At 60.0% G+C, this 20,465-nt stretch carries 12 protein-coding genes; 2 read left to right on the top strand and 10 right to left on the bottom strand.

All coding sequences use genetic code 11. The features are described 5' to 3' along the window. Window positions 1-8 precede the first annotated feature (8 nt). From ABIE16_RS11400 to ABIE16_RS11355, 10 genes are all read right to left on the bottom strand, one after another. Window positions 9-1,163 carry an alginate O-acetyltransferase AlgX-related protein gene (locus tag ABIE16_RS11400; protein ID WP_429521182.1) on the bottom strand — a complete coding sequence of 385 codons (1,155 nt, stop codon included), beginning with the start codon at window positions 1,161-1,163 and terminating at the stop codon, window positions 9-11. Then, window positions 1,163-2,572 carry an MBOAT family O-acyltransferase gene (locus ABIE16_RS11395; protein ID WP_218497917.1) on the bottom strand — a complete coding sequence of 470 codons (1,410 nt, stop codon included), beginning with the start codon at window positions 2,570-2,572 and terminating at the stop codon, window positions 1,163-1,165. Before ABIE16_RS11395 ends, ABIE16_RS11400 begins: the two co-directional genes overlap by 1 nt. A gap of 18 nt (window positions 2,573-2,590) precedes the next feature. Continuing rightward, window positions 2,591-3,265, bottom strand: coding sequence for an alginate O-acetyltransferase AlgF (locus tag ABIE16_RS11390; protein WP_429521181.1), 675 nt, complete (start codon window positions 3,263-3,265; stop codon window positions 2,591-2,593). Further along, window positions 3,262-3,930 carry an SGNH/GDSL hydrolase family protein gene (locus ABIE16_RS11385; protein ID WP_407515355.1) on the bottom strand — a complete coding sequence of 223 codons (669 nt, stop codon included), beginning with the start codon at window positions 3,928-3,930 and terminating at the stop codon, window positions 3,262-3,264. The genes ABIE16_RS11390 and ABIE16_RS11385 overlap by 4 nt, the downstream gene beginning before the upstream one ends. A gap of 17 nt (window positions 3,931-3,947) precedes the next feature. Next, on the bottom strand, window positions 3,948-7,811 hold the full coding sequence (locus ABIE16_RS11380) for a cellulose synthase subunit BcsC-related outer membrane protein (RefSeq protein ID WP_429521180.1): 3,864 nt from the start codon (window positions 7,809-7,811) through the stop codon (window positions 3,948-3,950). Next, window positions 7,787-9,013 (bottom strand): cellulose synthase complex periplasmic endoglucanase BcsZ, encoded by a 1,227-nt coding sequence (gene bcsZ / locus ABIE16_RS11375; protein WP_429521179.1) that lies wholly within the window; start codon window positions 9,011-9,013, stop codon window positions 7,787-7,789. The genes ABIE16_RS11380 and bcsZ overlap by 25 nt, the downstream gene beginning before the upstream one ends. A gap of 22 nt (window positions 9,014-9,035) precedes the next feature. Then, a complete protein-coding gene (gene bcsB, locus ABIE16_RS11370; RefSeq protein WP_429521178.1) occupies window positions 9,036-11,339 on the bottom strand; it encodes a cellulose biosynthesis cyclic di-GMP-binding regulatory protein BcsB in 2,304 nt (767 codons plus the stop codon). After that, the gene (gene bcsA / locus ABIE16_RS11365) at window positions 11,336-13,567 is read right to left on the bottom strand and encodes a UDP-forming cellulose synthase catalytic subunit (RefSeq protein ID WP_429521177.1); all 2,232 of its coding nucleotides are present in this window, start codon (window positions 13,565-13,567) and stop codon (window positions 11,336-11,338) included. Before bcsA ends, bcsB begins: the two co-directional genes overlap by 4 nt. Beyond that, on the bottom strand, window positions 13,564-14,736 hold the full coding sequence (bcsQ, locus tag ABIE16_RS11360) for a cellulose biosynthesis protein BcsQ (protein WP_429521176.1): 1,173 nt from the start codon (window positions 14,734-14,736) through the stop codon (window positions 13,564-13,566). The genes bcsA and bcsQ overlap by 4 nt, the downstream gene beginning before the upstream one ends. Before the next feature lie 527 nt (window positions 14,737-15,263). Next, entirely contained in the window at window positions 15,264-16,655 is a 1,392-nt protein-coding gene (locus tag ABIE16_RS11355) for an aldehyde dehydrogenase family protein (protein WP_429521175.1), read from the bottom strand. Window positions 16,656-16,755: 100 nt separating this feature from the next. Between ABIE16_RS11355 and ptrR the strand changes: the two genes are divergently transcribed. Next, window positions 16,756-17,634 (top strand): putrescine utilization regulator PtrR, encoded by an 879-nt coding sequence (ptrR, locus tag ABIE16_RS11350; RefSeq protein ID WP_150812772.1) that lies wholly within the window; start codon window positions 16,756-16,758, stop codon window positions 17,632-17,634. Window positions 17,635-17,711: 77 nt separating this feature from the next. Beyond that, complete coding sequence (locus tag ABIE16_RS11345; RefSeq protein WP_429521174.1) at window positions 17,712-19,916, top strand: OsmC domain/YcaO domain-containing protein; 2,205 nt, start codon at window positions 17,712-17,714, stop codon at window positions 19,914-19,916. Window positions 19,917-20,465: the final 549 nt, after the last annotated feature.

Genomic DNA, 20,465 nt, shown 5'->3' with positions numbered 1-20,465 from the left:
CGCCTGGCCTACCGCAACAAGCGATAGGCAATGGGTTCGATGTAAGCCGACTGCAGGTCCCGCTCCGGGATCTCCCAGATGATTTGCTTTGGCGGTGTTTCTTTGAAGGCCGGGCTGTTGAGGTAGCTGTTGGCAGCGCCGGAGAATGCTCCACCGTCTTTGGCGAAGTTGCCTACGGGGGCGCCCAGCGCCTGCTGCACAAACCCTGCAAAGTTGGAGTTGCGTGAGAATGAAGTGCCGATGAGCGCGGTGTTGGGGAGGTCGGCATCGCCAAAGAGGTCTGCCTCCGTGTCAGGGCTGGCGGCTGACGCAACGGGAAGTTCGTGGGTGCTGGTCTGGGCGACCATTTCGGGTGCGGGTTGCCATTTGAGCGGCAGCCAGTCGATGCCCGCCAGATGGACCAGATCGCCAGGTCGCACCGCGAGCGGGGCATGACTTTCGTTGAACGACCTGCGTGGCGTTGCGCTGATGCCCAGGGTCTTCAGTCGCTGCGCGATAGCCTCGGCCGCCGCCTTCGCGCCGGGCTCGCTCCAGTGCGTATCGGTGCGCAACCAGGCACTGGCCCCCAGTGGCGTCAGCGCACCGGTGAGGTCCAGATTCGCCACGCCAGCCACATCCAGCTTCGAGGTCCAGGCCTGGATGCGCCTTTCGTGAGTGGCTGGGCGGTGCAGTGCGCAACGCTGCCCGGAAGCGATGCGGCTCTTGTCTGGAACGATGACCACCAGCAGGCTGATGCCACGTTGGGAGAGCTGCTGCTTCAGATCAATCACTGCCTGGACTTTGGCATCGGCATTGCGCTGTGCTTGATGATTGACCTTGAGCTCATCGGCCAAAAACAACCAGTCAGGACAACCCGAGCGAACCCTTGGCCCGGTGTCACTGAGCAGAAGCCAGCTGACACCGCGCTCCAGCTCGGCGAAGGTCGTGGGGAGTTGAGCGTTCGACAGTTCCCTGGCGATCCGATGAGTGATATCGCCGTCAAAAAGCTGCGGGGTCAGCACTTTATCGGGCAACAGCGAAATCTGCCCTGAGACGATCAGACGGCCAGAGGACAGCAGCCCGACGAACAGGAATATCAGCAACGCCACGCCTGCCAGCCGACTGCTGCGTGTCGCCAGCTCATCTGGCTGAGTGGGTGGCGGGGTGTGCTTTGGGGTCGTCATCAGAATTGGAAGTACAGGAAGGGTACGGTTTCGCGACTGGCGATCAGTGCGAACGACAGCATGAAACCGGCGATGGGCCAAAGGGCAGCGGCGTAAAACGCAATGCCGCCCAGTCGTTTCTCACAGTAAGGGCGCAGCAGTGGTGCGATGACACCGAACACACCCAGCAAGCCTGCAAGGCCGTGTACCGGGCGCAGGGTCACTGACAGTTCATCACCGAGGGCGATGCCCTGCAGGCCGAACTGTCCGGCATACAGACTCAACGCGCTATGAAAGTCGGGGGCGCGGAACAGTGTCCAGGCCAGGCACACAAACAGTAGAGTCAGGCCATGGGACAGCACCGGCGGTACAGAGGGCAGGGTGGAACGGCTCCAGGCACGATCAACGCATAACGCGAGGCCATGGGCGCAGCCCCACAACAGGTAGTTCCAGCTGTCGCCACCGTGCCAGAGGCCGGCGATGGCCATGATCAGGAACAGGTTGCGGTAGGTTTTCCAGGTGCCGTTGCGATTGCCACCCAGCGGAATGTACAGATAGTCACGTAACCAGCTGGACAGCGACAGGTGCCAGCGGCGCCAGAAGTCCTGGATGCTGTTGGCCAGATACGGACGGTCGAAGTTCTCGGGAAAGTGAAACCCCAGCATCAGGCCCAGCCCGATGGCCATGGCACTGTAGCCGGCGAAGTCGAAGAACAGTTGCAAGGAATAGGCAAGGCAGCCTATCCAGGCGTCAGAGAAACTTGGGTTCTGCACATTGAACGCCACATCGACCACGGGCGACAGGGTGTCGGCCACCAGCACCTTCATGCTCATCCCGACCATGAACCTGCGCGCACCCAGCGAGAAATTCTGCAGGTTGAAGTAACGCTGATTCAGCTCGCGCCGAACCCAGTCATAGCGAATGATGGGGCCGGCGACCGAATGGCCGAACATCGAAATATAGGTGGCGTAGTTAATGAAGCTGCGTTCGACCGGCACGGTGCGGCGATGCACATCCACCAGATAGGAAATCGCCTGCAATACGATAAACGACAGCCCGGCCGGCATGATGACCCGCTGCCAGTCCAGGGGCATGGCGCCGTACCAGGTGGCGGCATCGATCAAGGTGCCGGCGACGATGTTGGCGTACTTGTACCAGCACAGCACCGCCGTGTTGAGCACGATCAGCGTTGCGAGTAGCCGTACGCGGCCCTTGCTTTCTTCCCGTAAGGCGTCAATCAGCAAGCCGCCGACCCACGCCGTGATCGTCAGCGCCACATGCACCGCGAGGAACTGTGGGCTCAACCAGCCATAGAACAGCCAGCTGCCGATCAGTAGCGTGACGTTGCGCCAGGCGGTTGGGCACACTGCATAGGCACACAGGAACAGCGGCAGGAACAACGTCAGAAACTCGAGAGAAGCAAAAACCATGGTGGTGGCGCGATCCGATCAGTGGGCCAGGACGTCAGTCGCGAGCAACAGGTAAGGGCCATTTGCGCCAGGCAGCAGCACGACGCTGTAGCGCTCGCCGGCCTTGAGCTGGCCCAGGTCCAGCGGGGCACCGACGTTGGTTTGGGCGCAGACCAATTGAACCGACAGGCTGACCGGGTTGATCGCTCGGCGTTGCACGCTGCCGTTGGCCACTTCCTTGAACAGGTCGGCGTTCTTCCCCGCAGCGCGCAAACCGGCCTGGGTGCACGCAGGATCGGCGCTGATAAACGCCAGCGAGGCCCTCAGGCTATTGAAATCGTCGGGTTGCTCACGGATGACGACCTGGCGGATACCTTGTGCGCTGTCCGGCAAGGCGATCACGCTGGCGAATTCGCCTGCCGCCACCTGAATGTCCAGCGGCTGGCTATTGCCGTTGCGTTCCAGGGTGCCCTTGATCGGCTGGTTGGCGGGCACGGGCAAGTAGTCGGACACAGCATGGGTGCCTTCGAGTTTGAGGCTAGCCCGCGAGCCTTCGGCGAGCAGTTGCAGTGGGCTGTCGGCGGCATTGATAAAGCGCAGGAAGGCCGAGTCCTGATCCGGACCCGTCGGGTACAGGGCAATGTCGGCAGCCTCGGCGTGCAGGCTCAGCATCAAGGGCGCGAACAGTGCCCAGCTGAATGCGGATCGGGTCATTTACCGGCTCCTGTGCTGCTGATGCGGTCGGCGGGCAGTTTGGCCACGGCATCACCGATCGCATTGCCCCAGGATTGATAACCGGCGACGGTGAAGTGCTGGCCGTCGGTGGTGATCCACTGTCCGGGTTTGGAAAACGTCAGCGAATCGATGTAGGTGCAAGGCGCCACGTTCGCGGCCAGAAACTGCGACATCAACTGGGTGCGGGCATCATTCTTCTGGTACATGCCACCGGCTTTGCCCCAGGCCGGGCCCACCCAGGCGCAGCGGGTCCCGGTGGTCGCGATGGCCTTGGCCAGGCCGGTGACGCTTTGCCATGCCCAGGCCTTCGGAAACACCGGCTTGTCATAGGACGCCATGGTGTCGCCGATGACCAGTACCACCAGGTCGGGCTTGTCGGCGGCGATCAGGTCCTGGATCGGTGTGGTAGTGGCGTCACGGCCCTTGATCACGATCTTGTCGTTGCCTTTGCGCTCGGCACCGCAGTCGACCTTCTTGCTGATCAGCCAGTCGCCGGCGCTGGCGCCGCAGGCACCGATGGAGTGGACCTGGGCGCCTTGGCGCGTCAGGTTGTCGTGCAGCGGCTCCAGCAAATGGTCCGCAAGGCTCATGTGGCTCTCCCCAAGGACAAGGAGAGTCAGACCGGCAAGGGCAGAAGTGGGCATCGAAAGCTCCAGAATGATCAGTTGGAATAAGGCGAGGTATACGGGCTGACCGGCAGGCTCATGGGGCCGTTGATCTCCTCGAACTGGTAGCGCAAGGACAGGGCACCGCTGATTTGTTGGTAGTCGCGGGCGTTGTCCAGGCCCAGATTGGCGCCCAGCAGGAAGTTCGAAGCGACCTTGTATTCAGCCGCCGCGGCGACGCTGTAGCCGATCCCGGTTTTGTTTTGCCCGGCGTAGCGCAGGCCCGAGGCCGCCTGCAGGGCTTTGTCGGTCGGGAAATAGTCGACGCTGTCCTGCTCGAAATGCTGCACGCCGACCGAACCCTTGACTTGATACGTCAAGCGCCCGGTGCGTTGTGCCCAGGTTACCGGTACGCCCAGGGCGAAGAACGTCTGCGGGCTGAAATAGCCGCCGTGGCCGTATGTGAAATAGTCCTGGTTGTTGGCGTAGCTGATGCCGGTCATGCTCAGGCCGACGGTCAGTTTGCTGTTCGTTGCATTTTGCAGGTACCAGTACACACCGCTGCCCAGTTCACCGCGGCTGTTGGACTCGACATGGTTGCCCAATAACTGGTGCCAGGAGGCGTAGCCATATACGCCGACTTCGTTGTCGTCGAAGCTCAACTGGCCGCGCCCGCCGTTGGCGGTCACACCGCCCCAGGACTGCCCGCTGCGTTTGTCCGTGGTGCCGGCAAACGAGGTGACGCTGTCAGTCACCGGACGCCGGGAAACGCTCACGCCGTAACGGACATTAGAGGTGTCGCTGATGGGGCGATCAACGCTGATGCCGCCAGTGGCGGTGCTGTATTTGAAGCCGAGGGGGGTGGTGCCGAGATCGGCTTTGAGCCCATCCGCGGGCCGTTGAATGGCGACGGAAAGGCCGACGCCCTCGGCTTTTTGCGAACCGACGCTGCCGCTCTGCGCACCATTGCCAAAACGCGACAACGCCTCGCTGCTGGCACTGCCGGCGTTCAGCGAGACCGGCGTCACGCGCAGGGCGACGCGGCTTTCATCCAGCGGAACATTGATTTCCAGCGGTGTTTCAATGTCGGTCAGTTTGCTCAGTCCCGACTCACTGTCGTTGCTACGAATGCTCACGCCCTGGGTCACGTAGGCACTGCGCTCCTGGAGGATTTTACTCAGTGCCAGTTGTGCGGGACTGATGTCCTCGCTCACCAATGCTGCGCGTGGCAGCTGCGACTCGAATGGATTGCTCGCCTGCTGCGGCCTTGGCGGGGCATCGACGCCGAAAGGGGTGTGGGACGTCATGCGGCCCGGCATCTCTTGAACCGGTGGCGGGATGGCTGCCAGTAAAGTGTCGCGACTGACTTCGTTACGTGAGCCCGACACCCCGGCAAAAGGGTTGGGCGCCACCGTCGAACCGGCCAGTTGGCCGCCCTGGCTTCTGCGTTTCTCGCTCTGTTCGATGGCCACGGCCTTGCGCAGCAGATCGGTGGCCGTGCCGGTTTTGCCCATGTTCTGGTAGAGACGTGCGGCCTCGGTCAGCGTTTGAGGGTTACCGGATTCGGTCTTGAGCAGCTGTTGCAGCGCCTGTTCGGCAAAGGCCGTGTCATGTGCCAGCACCGCCGCGTCGGCAGCACCCAGCAGCAGTTGCGGGTCGTTTGGTTGGCGCTGTAACAGCGGTTTGTAGAGTTCGAGGGCTTTTGCCGTGTCGCCATTGGCCGAGTACATCCGCGCCAGGGCCGCGACGGCAGCGCTGTCACCGGGACGTTGTGCCAGTGCGGGCGCCAGCGTGTCATAGGCATTGGCCAGATCGCCGCGTTCACGCAGTTGGTCAGCCTGGCGGATGCGATAGAGGTAGAGCAGGTCGTCGAAACGCTTGCGAGCCGGCGCGTTCAAGGGCCTGTTCTGAAGATCGCGCAGAATCTCGTTGACCTGTGCGTCTTCTCCGGATTTAAGCAGGACAGCAGCGTATTGCAGGATGAAATCCGCCGAGGGGTTAGCGGTGTGTTGCAACTGGCCGCGCATGAGGGCCAGTGCACGGGTCGGTTCGCCGATGTCGACATAGGCCGTAGCCAGGCTCGCTGTGCGATCCGGACTGTTGTTGGCCATCGGCTGAATACGATCGAGCAAGGTCAGGGCTTCCTGGCGCTGTCCGCGTTTGCCCAACTCTATCGCCTGGCTGAGTTGCAGGTTGAGGCTGACATCAGCGGCCAGCGCTTGCATGTCCGGGGTGCGCTGGTCGGGGCGCAAGCGTCCCAACGTTGTCTGTGCGGCTTTCCACTCACCCATCTGGACCGACAGCAAGGCGCTGACGTAAAGCGCATCGGCATTGTCGGGATGGGCCTGGAGCATGGCGTTGATCAGGTCCCGGGCCTTTTGCGGTTCGCCCATCGCCAGGTTCAGGCGGGCCAGGGCGAAACGCGTCCAGATGTTGTCCGGTTCGTAGCGCAATGCGTCTTGCAAGGCGTTGCGCGCTGCGGGCAGGTCGTTGCGTTGTTCGGCGAGGGCGGCCAGTTGCGTCGCACGCAAGGCTTTCAGGCGTGCGGACTGGCCGATCTTTGCCTGCCCGGTGGCGGGCAGGCTGTTGATCAGTTGCAGCGCTTCATCGTTCTTGCCGCTCTTGAGCAGCACGTTGACCAGCCCTTCCTGTGCTTGAGGGTCGTCGCGGCGCAGGTTCAATACCAGGCGATAGTTGCCCTGAGCGTCATCGAACTGGCCCGCGCTGGCCTGAATATCCGCCAGGGCGAGGCGAGCGTCGACCCCGTTCGGGGCCAGGCGCAGCGCCTGGTTTACCAGGGCCTGTGCCTGGGCTGTCTGGCCTTTGGCCTGGGCGTCCCGAGCCTGCTGCAACGCAGACCAGTAGCGCACTTCGTTCAGTGCGGCTTGCCACTGGCTGCCGTCAGGTTGTCGCGTGGCCTGAACCAGGAGCTTTTCCGCTTCGGCCAGTCGGCGTTGCTGCTGGCGAACAACCCCAAGACCGCCCAGCGCGTCGGCATCATCGGGTTGGGTTTTCAAGCGCGCTTGAAAAGCCTGTTCGGCGGTAGCCTGATCGCCTGCCTTGAGCGCCTTCAGGCCGCGCGCGACGTCGGCGGGCGGTTGCCATCCCTTACTGGCCGTCGTTGCTACTACCTGTTGCTTGCCCTTGTCCATCTGCGCCCGAATTTCCACGTCATCCGGATGCGTCTTGAGGTACGCCTCGAACAACGGCACTTGTGCCGGATTGGGTGGACCGATCCAGGTCAGCGCCAGGCGCCAGCTTTCGTCGGCATCACCGGCAATGTCGGTACGCTGGGTCAGCGCGGCCAGGGCGCGGATACCTTCGGCACGGCTGTCTTCATGGCGCACCAGATGCTTGGCGTAAAACAGCGCGACGATCGAGTCATTGGGCATTTCTCGTTGCAGGCGCTGAAATCCGCTGCGTGCTTCAGGCCAGTCAGCCTGATTGAAGGCAAGGTTGTTGTAATACTCGCGGCCGATCGTGCCTTGAGGCGGACGGCCATCGAACAGCGAGCGAAACTCGGCGGTCGCCTTGTCACGCTCACCGGCATCGACGAGGCGCCGAGCCTCTTCCAGGCGCTGCTGGCTCTGCGGTTGTGCCAGGGCGATGTCCTGCGCCAATTGCAGTGCTTGCCGAGGCGCTGGCTCGATGGCTTGCAAGCGGGCCAGGTATTGCTGCGCCTGTTGTGGCTTGCCCTGTTGCACGCCGATCAAGCCCAGGCCATACAGTGCGTCAACCTGGACCGGGTCCAGCAGCAGGACTTTCAGCCAGACTTCCGCAGCGCGTTGAGGGTTTTTGTGCAACTGCCAGTACTGTCCTTGCTCGACGAGTAATGTCTGTGGCGTCGGACTTTGAGCGTGGGCAGCAGCCGTCCATGCGCTCATGGCGGCGATGACTAGCGTGCGGTGGTGCGCGTGCATGCGGTCTCCCAGGAGAGTTTCAGCGTTCCGTCTTCCCGGAATCGGTAATGTTTATCTGCCCAGCCGAGCGCGAACAGGCTGAGCATCAAGTCGTAGTAACGCGGCGGACCGACGTCGGCATCAGGCCTGGCCAGTGCCTCGCGCAAGGCGAGTTCCACGCGGTGTCGCTGCTGATCGGCCAACCAGGGTTGCCCCTTGGCCTGAAGGTAGGGAATCAGCGCAGCCCGGAATCCGAACGGGCTCTGACCCCGGACACTGCCGTGGCGAACCTCGACCGTTTCCGGTGGGGAACCCGTCGCGACAGTGCTGCGGGCCATGCCGTCCAGCCGTTTGAGCAGCAGCGCTGCCAGCGGCTCGGAGGTATCACTCATGCCCAGCCAGAGGTACACGCGAATGGCGTCGTAGCTGCCCGTGTCGCCATTGATCGGATCGCTGACGAAGACACCCGATTGCGCTGAAGTGCCTTGATAACCGACCCAGTCCGCGACGAAGCCGTGGCGGCTGGATTGGGCGATCATCGTCGCGGTGTTGCGGGCGATCGCTTGCCAGGGCCCGGACGGTGCTTCCTTGGCCAGCCGCCGTAACAGCGGCAGGGGCAGGTAGCTGGGGTTCAGGCGCCAGAGTGCGTCCGGCTGGACGAAGCCCTGTGGTCCAGGCAATACCATCGGACCCAGCCCGGGCAGGTTGACGACCAATTGCGCTTCGATCGTCGCCATCAGGTGCAGGGCGTCCTGGCGATAGTCCGGCCGATCCCACAGGCGTGCGGCTTCGAGCAGGGCGTAGGCGATCCACAGGTCGGCGTCGGCGGCCGAATTGGCGTCTTGCAGGCGCCACTGACCGTCCGTGCCTTGCCCCCATAACCAGCCCGGCAGGCGTGTGGCGATGTCTGCGCCGGCGAGATTGGCCGAGGTCCAGCGCCAGAGCGTGTCGAAGCGTGGCTGATCGTTGCCGATCAGTGCGAAGAGCATGCCGTAGGACTGCCCTTCAGAGGTGCTGTGATTGATCTTCAGGCTCGATTCCAGAACCCGGCCGTCGTCCTGGACAAAGCGCGTTGCGTAGGTTTGCCACAGTGGCCAGGCTGGCGACTCGCAGGAGTTTGCGGCCGCTATCGCCGGCGCCAGCAGGGCAAGCGCAAGCACCGCGCTCAACCTGCGCGCGTTACCGCGCAGGCCCTGGCGAAGTGAAGTACCCCGGCTGCTCATGGACGACACAGGCCTGCGCGGCTCATTGGCCAAGACGACGTTTGGCCCGTAAGCGCAGGGCCAGATAGGCCATGCAAGCAAGCAGCAGGACCCCGAGGAGGGTGAACAGCATGAGCGCAATTACGTTCTGCGAGAGGTACCACTGCAGATAGCGCAACGGACCCAGGCGCCCGACGTAGTAATCCTGCTCGGCGACTAACGACTCGACATGCTTGCCCCTGACCACCACCAGACTGCCTTGCAATTGCTGGGCATTTTCTTCGATGCTGAGCAGGGCGTTGGTCACGTCGGCCAGGCCGTCTGGCCTTGTGCCGGCGATAAACACCACGCTGCGGCCACTCTTGAGCGGCGATTCGAATCCGGTCAGATAAGCACTGCCGTCCTCAGCGCTAAACCTGAAGCTGCTGCGCGCTTCGCGTAGATTGGTTTTCGTATCCGGGCTGATCCAGTTGCGCAGGCGCAAGGGCAGGTCAGACAGTTCAAAGTACTGCGCAGCGTCTTCGCCCTTGGCCGGCAGAAGGCTTTGCCATTGTTGTAGCAGCGGCTGATTGTTGCCCGAGGCGAGCACCAGCAAATCCCGGTCGCTTTGCTCGGCCACCTGATCGGCGTGGACCACCTTAACGCCGGTGGCCGGATAACCGGTGGAGTCGCCGAAGCGGCCCAGCAGGGTCAGATAAGCGCTCAGATCGGCCGGGCCTGGCTCGTTGGGCAGGATCACCGATGTTTCCGACAGGTCGGCCATGCGGGTGAACGGGAAGCCACTGTCCTTGAACACCCCGAGGTTGGGCATGGCCATGAAGTGTTCGTACTGGCTGAGGTCCAGGGTCGAGTCCGGGTCGATCACACCGCGCATGTTGTCGATGATGATGTCGCGGCATTCGCCCTGTTTGATGTAGTCATACATGAAGCGAAACTGCAGGCGCGATTGCAGCGCGACTGAATTGAGCGGCAACAGCATGCGCGACGTGCGGGCCAGGCTGTCGTCGGTTTTGAGCATCGACAGCAGGCTGTCGCTGTTGCCGAGTTTCTCGATCGAGGGCAGGTCGATCGACTTGATGAAGGTGTCGTTGAAACTGATCAGCAACGAAGAGTTTGTGGAGACCGGTTGCGGCGTATAGCGGTATTTCAGGTCAAGTTGCGCACCGGGCTCACGCCAGTTGAACAGGTCGGGTGGCAAGCGCAGCGCCACCGTCATTTGTCCCGGGTTGTAACCCGACACATTGAGTTCTGCGGGCTTGGCCAGCTCACCCAGGCGAACCGGGCGATCGGAGGGCAGCCAGTTTGGCGCGTCGTACGGTTGGCGTGGCTTGAGCGAGTCGATCCGGTCGATCGCCACGCTCTGTCCGGAAAAGGCCGAGCCGCCGAGGACCAACGCTGTCGCGGCGACCTTGAGATCGGCGCCATCGCGCCCGGAGACGATCAACAGTTTGCCCTGAGCATCATTCGGGTTGCTCATGAGGGTCAATGTCGGCCCCGTGGCCTCTTTGATCGGCAAACCACTCAAGGTCGTTGATTCGTTACCGATGACAAACACCACCGCGTTGCCCTTGGCCGGCAGGCTGGTGAGGCTGGCGGGGAAGGTTGCGCCACGGTAGCTGGCCAGGGCGCCAAACCAGGACGACAGGATCCCGGCGGCCTCAAGCTCAGGACCGCCCGGGCGCGCGGCGAACACGAAGGGCAGCTTCAGGGGCGAGGCGTCTCGACGATCGAACAGGGGAAGCGGCAGAGCGGACAGGTCGTTGGGTTGTTTAATCGACGTCACCTGGAGGCTCAGCTGGCTCTCGTTGCCGATCCTGGCCCAAAGGCTGGAGTGCAAAGGGTCTTCACATTGCATCGTGTAATGACCGATGAACTGCAGGCTGAGCCGATTGAATTCGGTGATGGTCTGCGGCGGAATCTGCACGGTCCGGGTCTGCAATTTACCGGCCTCTTCCTTCGGGAGGGGCAGGCTGGCGGCCACTTGATCGTTGATCAGCACGTTGATTTGCGAAAGGTCGGCCAGCAGCGCCGGTGAGTAGCTGTACTGCAGCGTGACCTGTGCAGCCGTGACGACTTCATCGGCGCGCACATCGAAATTCACACTGTCGGTCGCCTCCACGCCTTTAAGGGTCATCGAATAGCTTTTGCCCAGCTCCTTGAGGGTGCGGGTATAGCTGTTGCTCGGGGTATCGGTCCCGGGCAGCGATGCGACCGTCATCACCACCGGTTCTGTGGCGCTGATTTGGGCGGCAGCATTCAACGCCCAGCCGTTCCAGCCCACTAGCGAGCAGGCGATCAGCATGAGTGAGCGACGAGGAAGAAAGGTCCGGCGAGTGGAAGGCTTCAAGATCGTTGCGTGTCCGCGGTGGAGTCGATGGGTGATGGAGTGTCGGGGCGTTTGCGCAGCAGCGCGTGGCTGTCCTTCAGGCTTGCAACGAACAAGCGCAGGATGGCGCGTAAGCCAATGCTGCTGACCTCGCGCAATGCCGACATGGGCGCGTCGAGGCGGCCGTTACCCCAGGTATTGGCCCAGGTGTCTGCCCGTGAAAAGGTCAGTCGCACCAGTTCGCTTTGCTGGCGCAGGGTCAGGCCCTCGAATTGCACGCCTGCCACGCCGTCGTTGTTGAAGATCGTTGTTGCGGGAAAGAGGCTTGAAGGCGGCGTGCGCAGAATGCACAGCCGCAGCTTCTCATTGACGCTGAGCTGAACCTGCGGTGGCAGTGCCAGACCCACGCCGTTTTGTGAGAAGTCCTGAGTTTTGCAATCGAACCAGGTGCCGTCCTCGCGGTAGACACGCACGGGCAGGTCAGCGGGCACCCTGGGTTCGTTGCGTACCTGAGAGGACTCAGTGGCCACCGCTACGGCGGTGCTGACGATGATGATGTTGTATACGGTCCAGGCCAGGTTGATCAGCAGGGTCGTGACCTCGGCCGAATCACTCCCGACCAGCTTCATCACGCCAATCACCAGACCGATCATGTTCAAGGTCAGCAGCACGATGTAAGGCCGTGCAAGCTTCCAGTCGAAATAGTCCTTCTTGATGGTGCCGCCCTTGTCGGTCACATTGAACTTGCCCAGCGAAGGGCTGATCAGGGCCAACAGTACCGGTCGCATGATGTACCAGGCCAACACCGACTCATACACTTCGTTCCAGAAGGAATGGCGGAAACGCCCCTGGATGGCGGAGTTGGTCAGGCTGGAATGGAAAATATGCGGCAGTACATAGACCGCGACCATCAACGCCGAGGCATGGAAAATCTGCGCGTCGAAAAACAGATAGGCCAAGGGTGCGGTCAAGAACACCAGCCGGGGCAGGCTGTAGAAAAAGTGCATCATGGCGTTGAGGTAGCAGATGCGCTGCCCCAGGTTCAGACCTTTGCCAAATAGCGGATTGTCGGTCCGAAAAATCTGCGCCATGCCCCGCGCCCAACGTATGCGCTGGCTGATGTGTCGGGAAAGGCTTTCGGTAGCCAGGCCCGCCGCTTGTGGAATGGCGAGATAGGCCGTATTGAAGCCACGGCGATTGAGCTTGAGTGCCGTGTGCGCATCCTCCGTCACGGTTTCGGTGGCGATGCCGCCGACTTCCAGCAAGTGAGTCCGCCGGATGACCGCGCAAGAGCCGCAGAAAAACGCTGCGTTCCACAGGTCGTTGCCGTCCTGCACCAGGCCGTAGAACAACTCACCTTCATTGGGTACCGAGCGAAAGGTATCGAGGTTTTTTTCGAACGGATCGGGTGAATAGAAGAAGTGCGGTGTTTGCAGCAACGCCAGGTTCGGGTCCTTTGAAAACCAGCCCATGGTGATCTGCAGGAAGGAGCGGGTGGGCACGTGGTCGGCATCGAATATGGCGATGAACTCGCCGTCGGTGACTTTGAGTGCTTCGTTGAGGTTGCCGGCCTTGGCATGGTCATTGTTGTCGCGGGTGATGTAGTTGACACCAATCTGCTGACAGAAAGCCTTGAATTCCTCCCGGCGTCCGTCATCGAGCATGTGCACCCGCAGTTTGCCCTCGGGCCAGTCGATGGCCTGAGCGGCAAGCACCACCAGTTTGACGATGCCCAACGCTTCGTTATAGGTGGGAATGAAAACGTCTACCGTCGGCCATTCAGTGGGCGGCTGTTGCAGAAACTGCGGTGTGCGGTGCAGCGGCCAGGCAGTCTGTACGTAGCCGAAGACGAGGATGAGCAAGGCATACAGCTCGGCCAGCACCAGCCCGTAGCCAAATACGGCATCCAGCCAATTGTCGAAGCCCAGGGTGTCGGTCAGGCGCCAGTACATGTAGCGCAGCGAAGCGATCAGCGAGAGGGTGATCAGCGTCAGGATCGCCAGACGCCCGGCTTGCTTGCGAATGATCAGGCTGGTGGCGAAACAGACGGCAGCAAACGCGGCCTGGGAATACAGGTTCAGCGGCGCGGTGAGGATACCCAGCACCAGCAATGCGGCGAACAGCCCGGCTAAGAGCTTCAGACCTTGGCGCCAACGCTTGGGCCATCGACTGACGTGAGCCTGGAAAGTGTCCAATAGCTCCTCCAGCCACCACGCCTTCGCAGGTGCCTGATTCAGCCGGGCGGTCATGGCGTGCCCTGCAGGCTGGAAGCATCCGCGAAAAGCAGGGCATGGACCGCGCCTGACAGCGAGAGAATGTCCTGACAGCCAATGCTCTCAGGTGCGTGCTGCAGCAGGTCCCGACCATAGGCCAGCGACTCGTTGAACTGGTGATCGAGGCGAATCGTCCCGATCAGGTTGGCGCCGAGCCGCCGCCGAAACAGCACGCCCATGTCCCTGCAGAACGAACGCGAGTCATCCCGTTGGTTGAGCACATACCGGTGCCGCTGCGCGCGTCTTGGGCTGGTTTCCAGCCACTGGGTCATAGTGTCCAGTGCCAGGTAGGAGGCCGCGTCGGCCACCGTCATTACCAGCACCAGATCGGCGGCGTCGAGTGCCTGTTGCGAATAGACGGTCGCACCCGAAGGAGTGTCCAGGATCACGGTATCGTTTTCGCTGAGGTTCATTGACGCAAGGTGCTGATTCAACCAGTCAGAATCTTCAAGCATCAACTGCTTGAGCAATCGGCGGTCGTTCACCTCGCCAGTGCCGAAGGGCAGGCACTCGCTGTCGCTAAAGCCCGGCAGGCGATGAGCGCCCCAGTCTGCGTGCTGTTCTTTGAGTTGGATCAGCCCGGGAACCTGCCGGGTGATACCCAAGTGGCCGGACAGCGCGTTCTGAGGGTCCAGATCAATAGCGATGGTACGCCCGCCAGGGCGCCGAAGGGTTTTTGCGAGGCCGGCGGCGACGGTGCTTTTACCCACTCCACCATTCGCCGAAACGATAGCAATGACCTTCGCCTTGGTCCGCTTGCGAGTTATTTCTGGTAGACCGTCCCGACGAACCTGGTTGAGTTCACGCAACAGGTCGCTCAATCGCTGACGATCGCACGTAGCAGAACTCGCAGGTGGTTTGGTCAGGGGAGGGGATATGGGTGAAGGTTGCGAGAGGACAACATTCTTCACAGGCTCGACCAACGCGCCAACCAATAAAGAAGGCTGTGGCTCGTCCATTAGAAATACAGGGGGCGTTGGTGTTGGTGTTGGGGGAGGCAAGGCCACCGACGGTTCTGGTTCAGCGAGTGCTGGTGTAACCGGGTCGTCTTTGAAATCTTTGTAGTTCGGTTGTATTTCCTGGTAACTCTCCGCATTGGCGCCAAAACGTGTAAAGAGTTTCGCAATATCGTCTACATATTTCATGCGTTGTACCAGTTATGAAATAACTCAGAAACTCAGCATTCCATTAACTTTTAAAAGTTGATGCGTCGTCTTGGCGTTGGCAGAGTGCCATTAATCTAGGGTGTCTACGTCTTAGTGTCAACGAATGTTATAAGAAGTCAGCGAGACTAATTGATGTTGGTCTGACTGTTATTGGGGGGGTGTTATTTGTGGAAAGTGTGAGTGTTAGAGTTTGTCAAGTAATCACTGTTCAATAAGGTGTAACAGGATGAAAAGTAATGGGGTTACTTGTCCGGATAAATAACTTTCGGTGCGATGGAGTGTGAATGTTGATCGCCTTCGATGAGAAGAGTGATGCGCAGGATGGTCCGTTTTTACTGGGCTTGAAGATGGGTAAATTGAACCAGGGATGAGTATTGATTAACTGTATGGGGTGCCAGGGAGCGAGTTTCAATCACTCCGTCCCGACCCTGTTTTTCAATGAATTAGCCCAGCCTGAGAAGGCTGGGCTTTTTCGTGTCTGAAAATTACCCCTATTTATACCGGCCCTAGCGCCGATCCAGCCAAACCGTTTGTGCATTACAGAATTCACGCACACCGAAATGCGAGAGTTCACGGCCAAAGCCACTCTTCTTCACGCCACCAAAACTGACACGCGGATCGCTGGCGCTATAGCCGTTGATGAACACGCCGCCGGTTTCAAGTTCGCTGGCCATCTGCCGGGCGAGTTCAACATTGCGCGTGTAGAGGGTGGCGGTGAGGCCGAACTCGCTGTCATTGGCCAACTCCAGCGCATGGGCTGCGTCTCGGGCCGTGATGATTGAGGCCACCGGACCAAACAACTCCTGTTTGAATGATGTCATCTGATCGGTCACGTCGCCGAGTACAGTGGGCTCATAGTAGTTACCGAGGCCTTCAGCCTTCTTTCCACCCATCAGCAACGTCGCGCCTTCTTTCAGTGTGTCGCGCACCTGTTGATCCAGTTCATCGCGCAGATCGAAGCGAGCCATCGGGCCGATATAGGTGGTGGTAGCCAGTGGATCACCGACAACCAGTTGTTGGGTGGCCTCGACGAACTTGCGGGTAAATTCCCGGGCAATGCCTTGCTCGACAATCAGTCGTTTGGCTGCGGCGCAGACTTGTCCGGTGTTTTGATAGCGCCCGATCACGGCGGCTTTTACCGCCTCATCGAGGTCCGCGTCGTCCAGCACGATAAAGGGGTCGGAGCCACCCAGTTCCAATACGCACTTCTTCAGTGCGGCTCCGGCCTGAGCACCGATGGCCACGCCCGCTCGCACGCTACCGGTGAGGGTGACGGCCGCGATGCGTGGATCGGCGATCGCCTTGGATACACCGTCCGGGGTGACGTTGATGACCTCGAAAACACCTTCGGGAAAATCCGCTTGCTTGAAAGCTTCCAGCAGCAGGTAGGTGCTGCCCATGACATTTGGCGCGTGCTTGAGCACGTAGGTATTGCCGGCGAGCAGGGTGGGGACCGCGCCGCGCAGGACTTGCCAGATGGGGAAGTTCCACGGCATCACGGCGAGAATCGGGCCCAGGGGACGATATTCAATGCGTGCCTTGCCTCCTTCCACCAGAGTCGGTTCCGGGCTCAGCATGGCGGGGCCATGTTCGGCGTACCACTGGCAGAGCTGCGCACATTTTTCAATTTCACCGCGGGCCTGAGCAATCGGCTTACCCATTTCCTGGGTGATCATGTTCGCCATAGCCTGTGCATTGTTGCGCAAGGCCTGACCGAGGTTGATCAACAGTTGCGCGCGCTGTTCAACCGGTTTGCCGCGCCAGGTGCGAAACCCGGTAGCGGCCCGCGTCAGCGCGGCCTGTAATGCCGAATCGGATTCGAAAGGGTAATGGCCGATCTGCTCGCCCGTGGCGGGGTTGATCGAAATGGCATGGGTAAGGCTGGATACGTTGGTCATGGCACCGTCCTGCGAGGTAGGAATGTGCTCAGGTTATGGGGCTATATGTTTTCTGGAAACTGAATAATACTGAGCATAACGTTCACGTTTGGAGAATGGCTTGGATCTGGTTCAGCTCGAAATTTTCAAGGCTGTCGCCGAGCACGGCAGCATCAGCGTGGCCGCCCAGCATATCCACCGGGTGCCATCGAATCTCACGACCAGAATCAAACAGCTTGAACTGGACCTGGGTGTGGATCTGTTTATTCGCGAGAAGAGTCGCCTGCGCCTGTCGCCGGCCGGCTGGAGCTTTCTGGATTACGCTCGACGTATTCTCGACCTGGTTCAAGAGGCGCGCGCCACCGTGGCGGGTGAGGAACCGCAGGGAGCCTTCGCCCTGGGTTCGCTGGAAAGTACTGCAGCGGTACGTATTCCAGAGCTATTGGCCGCCTATAACCAGAAGCACGCCAAGGTCGAACTGGACCTGTCCACCGGCCCCTCCGGGACCATGATCGATGGAGTGCTGTCCGGGCGGCTGGCCGCTGCATTTGTCGATGGTCCGGTGTTGCATCCGGCGCTGGAGGGCGTGCCTGCATTCGAGGAGGAAATGGTCCTGATCGCCCCCCTCAACCATGACCCGATTCATCGGGCCAAGGATGTGAATGGCGAAAACATCTATGCCTTCCGTTCCAACTGCTCCTATCGCCATCATTTCGAAAGCTGGTTCGCCAATGGCGCGGCGGTGCCCGGCAAGATTTTCGAAATGGAGTCCTATCACGGCATGCTGGCCTGCGTCAGCGCCGGTGCCGGCCTGGCGCTGATGCCCCGCAGCATGCTCGAAAGCATGCCTGGATGCACGACGGTCAGCGTCTGGCCGTTGTCGGAGTCGTTCCGCTATTTACGCACCTGGCTGGTGTGGCGCAGGGGAACCGTGTCGCAGAGCCTGACGATGTTTGTGCGCTTGCTTGAGGAGCGTGGTGTGGTGTTGATCGATAAATAGCGGAAAGTTAACGGTCTGTGCCGAAAAACCGGATAATGGCGGCCAAATCGTTTAGCTCGTAATTCTGGTAATCGCACATGGAAATCAAGGTCAACTTTCTCGACAACCTTCGACTTGAAGCCAAGTTCGACGACTTCACGGTGATTGCCGATCAACCCATTCGCTACAAGGGCGATGGCTCGGCACCGGGGCCGTTCGATTACTTCCTGGCTTCGTCGGCGTTGTGTGCGGCGTACTTCGTGAAGCTGTATTGCGAAACTCGCAATATCCCCACCGAAAATATCCGCCTGTCGCAGAACAACATTGTTGATCCGGAAAACCGCTACAACCAGATTTTCAAGATTCAGGTTGAATTGCCAGCGGACATTTCCGCCAAGGACCGTCAGGGGATCTTGCGCTCCATCGACCGTTGTACGGTAAAGAAGGTGGTGCAAACCGGGCCTGAGTTTGTGATTGAAGAGGTCGAAAACCTCGACGCCGATGCCCAGGCGTTGCTGATGCCGCACTCGACCAGCGAAGCGGGCACCTACATTGTGGGCAAGGACCTGCCGCTGGAGCAAACCATCGCCAACATGTCGGGCATCCTGGCTGACCTGGGCATGAAGATTGAAATCGCTTCGTGGCGCAATATCGTTCCCAATGTGTGGTCGCTGCACATCCGCGATGCGCACTCGCCAATGTGTTTTACCAACGGCAAAGGCGCGACCAAAGAAGGCGCGCTGGCATCGGCACTGGGCGAGTTTATCGAGCGGCTCAACTGCAACTTCTTCTACAACGATCAGTTCTGGGGCGAGGACATCGCCAACGCGGCGTTTGTGCATTACCCGGACGAGCGCTGGTTCAAGCCTGGCCCGAAGGACGAACTGCCGACTGAAATCCTCGACGAGTACTGCCTGAAGATTTACGACCGGGATGGCGAGTTGCGTGGTTCGCATCTGTACGACACCAACTCCGGCAACACCCAGCGTGGCATTTGTTCACTGCCGTTTGTGCGCCAGTCGGACAATGAGGTGGTGTACTTTCCGTCCAACCTGATCGAAAACCTGTTCCTGAGCAATGGCATGAGCGCCGGCAACACCCTGGCCGAAGCCCAGGTGCAGTGCCTGTCGGAGATCTTCGAGCGCGCGGTCAAACGCGAAATCCTCGAAGGCGAAATGGCCCTGCCGGATGTGCCGCAGGAAGTACTGGCGAAATACCCGGGGATTCTGGCTGGTATCCAGGCCCTGGAAGAGCAGGGCTTCCCGGTGCTGGTCAAGGATGCATCGCTGGGCGGGGAGTTCCCGGTGATGTGTGTGACCTTGATGAACCCGCGTACCGGTGGCGTGTTTGCCTCGTTCGGCGCGCACCCAAGCCTGGAAGTGGCGTTGGAGCGCAGCCTGACGGAGCTGCTGCAAGGCCGCAGTTTCGAAGGCCTGAACGATCTGCCTCAGCCGACCTTCGAAGGTCAGGCGGTGACTGAGCCGAACAACTTCGTCGAGCACTTTATCGATTCCAGCGGTGTGGTCTCGTGGCGCTTCTTTAGTGCAAAACCGGATTATGAATTCGTTGAGTGGGATTTCTCCGGTCAGGGCGAAAACTCCAATACCGAAGAGGCCGCGACCCTGTTCGGCATTCTCGAAGACATGGGCAAAGAAGTGTACATGGCAGTCTATGAGCACATTGGTGCCAAGGCCTGCCGCATTCTGGTGCCGGGTTACTCGGAAATTTATCCGGTAGAAGATTTGATCTGGGATAACACCAACAAAGCGCTGCAGTTCCGCGCTGACATCCTGAACCTGCACAGCCTGAGCAAAGTCGGCCTGAGATCGCTGGCCCAAGGTCTGGAAAACAGCGAGCTGGATGACTACACCGACATCACCACTTTGATCGGCATCGAGTTCGACGACAACACGCCTTGGGGCAAGTTGACGATCCTGGAGCTGAGGCTGCTGATTTATCTCGCCTTGCAGAAGTTTGATCAGGCCAAGGATCTGGTGGAAGCCTTCTTGCAATACAACGACAACACCGTCGAGCGCGGCTTGTTTTATCAAGCTGTGAACGTCGTGCTGGAAATGCAGCTGGACGATGATCTGGAACTGAGCGACTACGAGGTCAACTTCCGCCGGATGTTCGGCAACGAGCGGATGGACGCGGCGATAGGGTCCGTGGATGGCAGCGTGCGATTCTATGGTCTGACGCCGACGAGCATGAAACTGGAAGGGCTCGACAGGCACCTTCGCCTGATCGAAAGCTACAAAAAGCTGCACATGGCGCGGGCGAGGGTGTCGGCTTTGTTCAACTGATAGCGATAACAAAAAAGCACCTTGGGTGCTTTTTTGTTTTTTGGCGGTCAGTCAATCGTCTGTGCACGTGGGCTGATTTTTTGGCTATGACATGGGTTGTGGCTGCCTATGGGGAAGCTCTTCTATATAGAGGGGCGTTCTGGCTCCTCTATATAGGCGTCATTTGGGTCGTTTTGCTGCATTCTGCAGGATATTGATAGAAAGCCCGAATCAGTGCTTGACGGCAGATTGTAGATGTCTATAATTCGCCCCACTTCCGGCGCAGTCGAAACGGAAAACTCCTTGGTAAACAAAGAGTTACGCAGTTTCGGCAGCGGGCTGCTTCAGTTCATCGAAGCCGAAAGGGAGTTGAAAAAGAGGTGTTGACAGCAGCGTGTAACGCTGTAGAATTTGCCTCCCGCTGATGAGAGATCTGAAGCGCAAGTGGTTGAAGTTACAAAGGAAACTTTGAAAGCTTCTGAAAATAATCACTTGACAGCAAATGAGGCTGCTGTAGAATGCGCGCCTCGGTTGAGACGAAAGATCTTAACCAACCGCTCTTTAACAACT

The sequence above is a fragment of the Pseudomonas sp. 2725 genome, assembly GCF_050434585.1.
Lineage (GTDB): Bacteria > Pseudomonadota > Gammaproteobacteria > Pseudomonadales > Pseudomonadaceae > Aquipseudomonas > Aquipseudomonas jessenii.
This window is presented reverse-complemented; position numbering and strand designations above follow the sequence as displayed.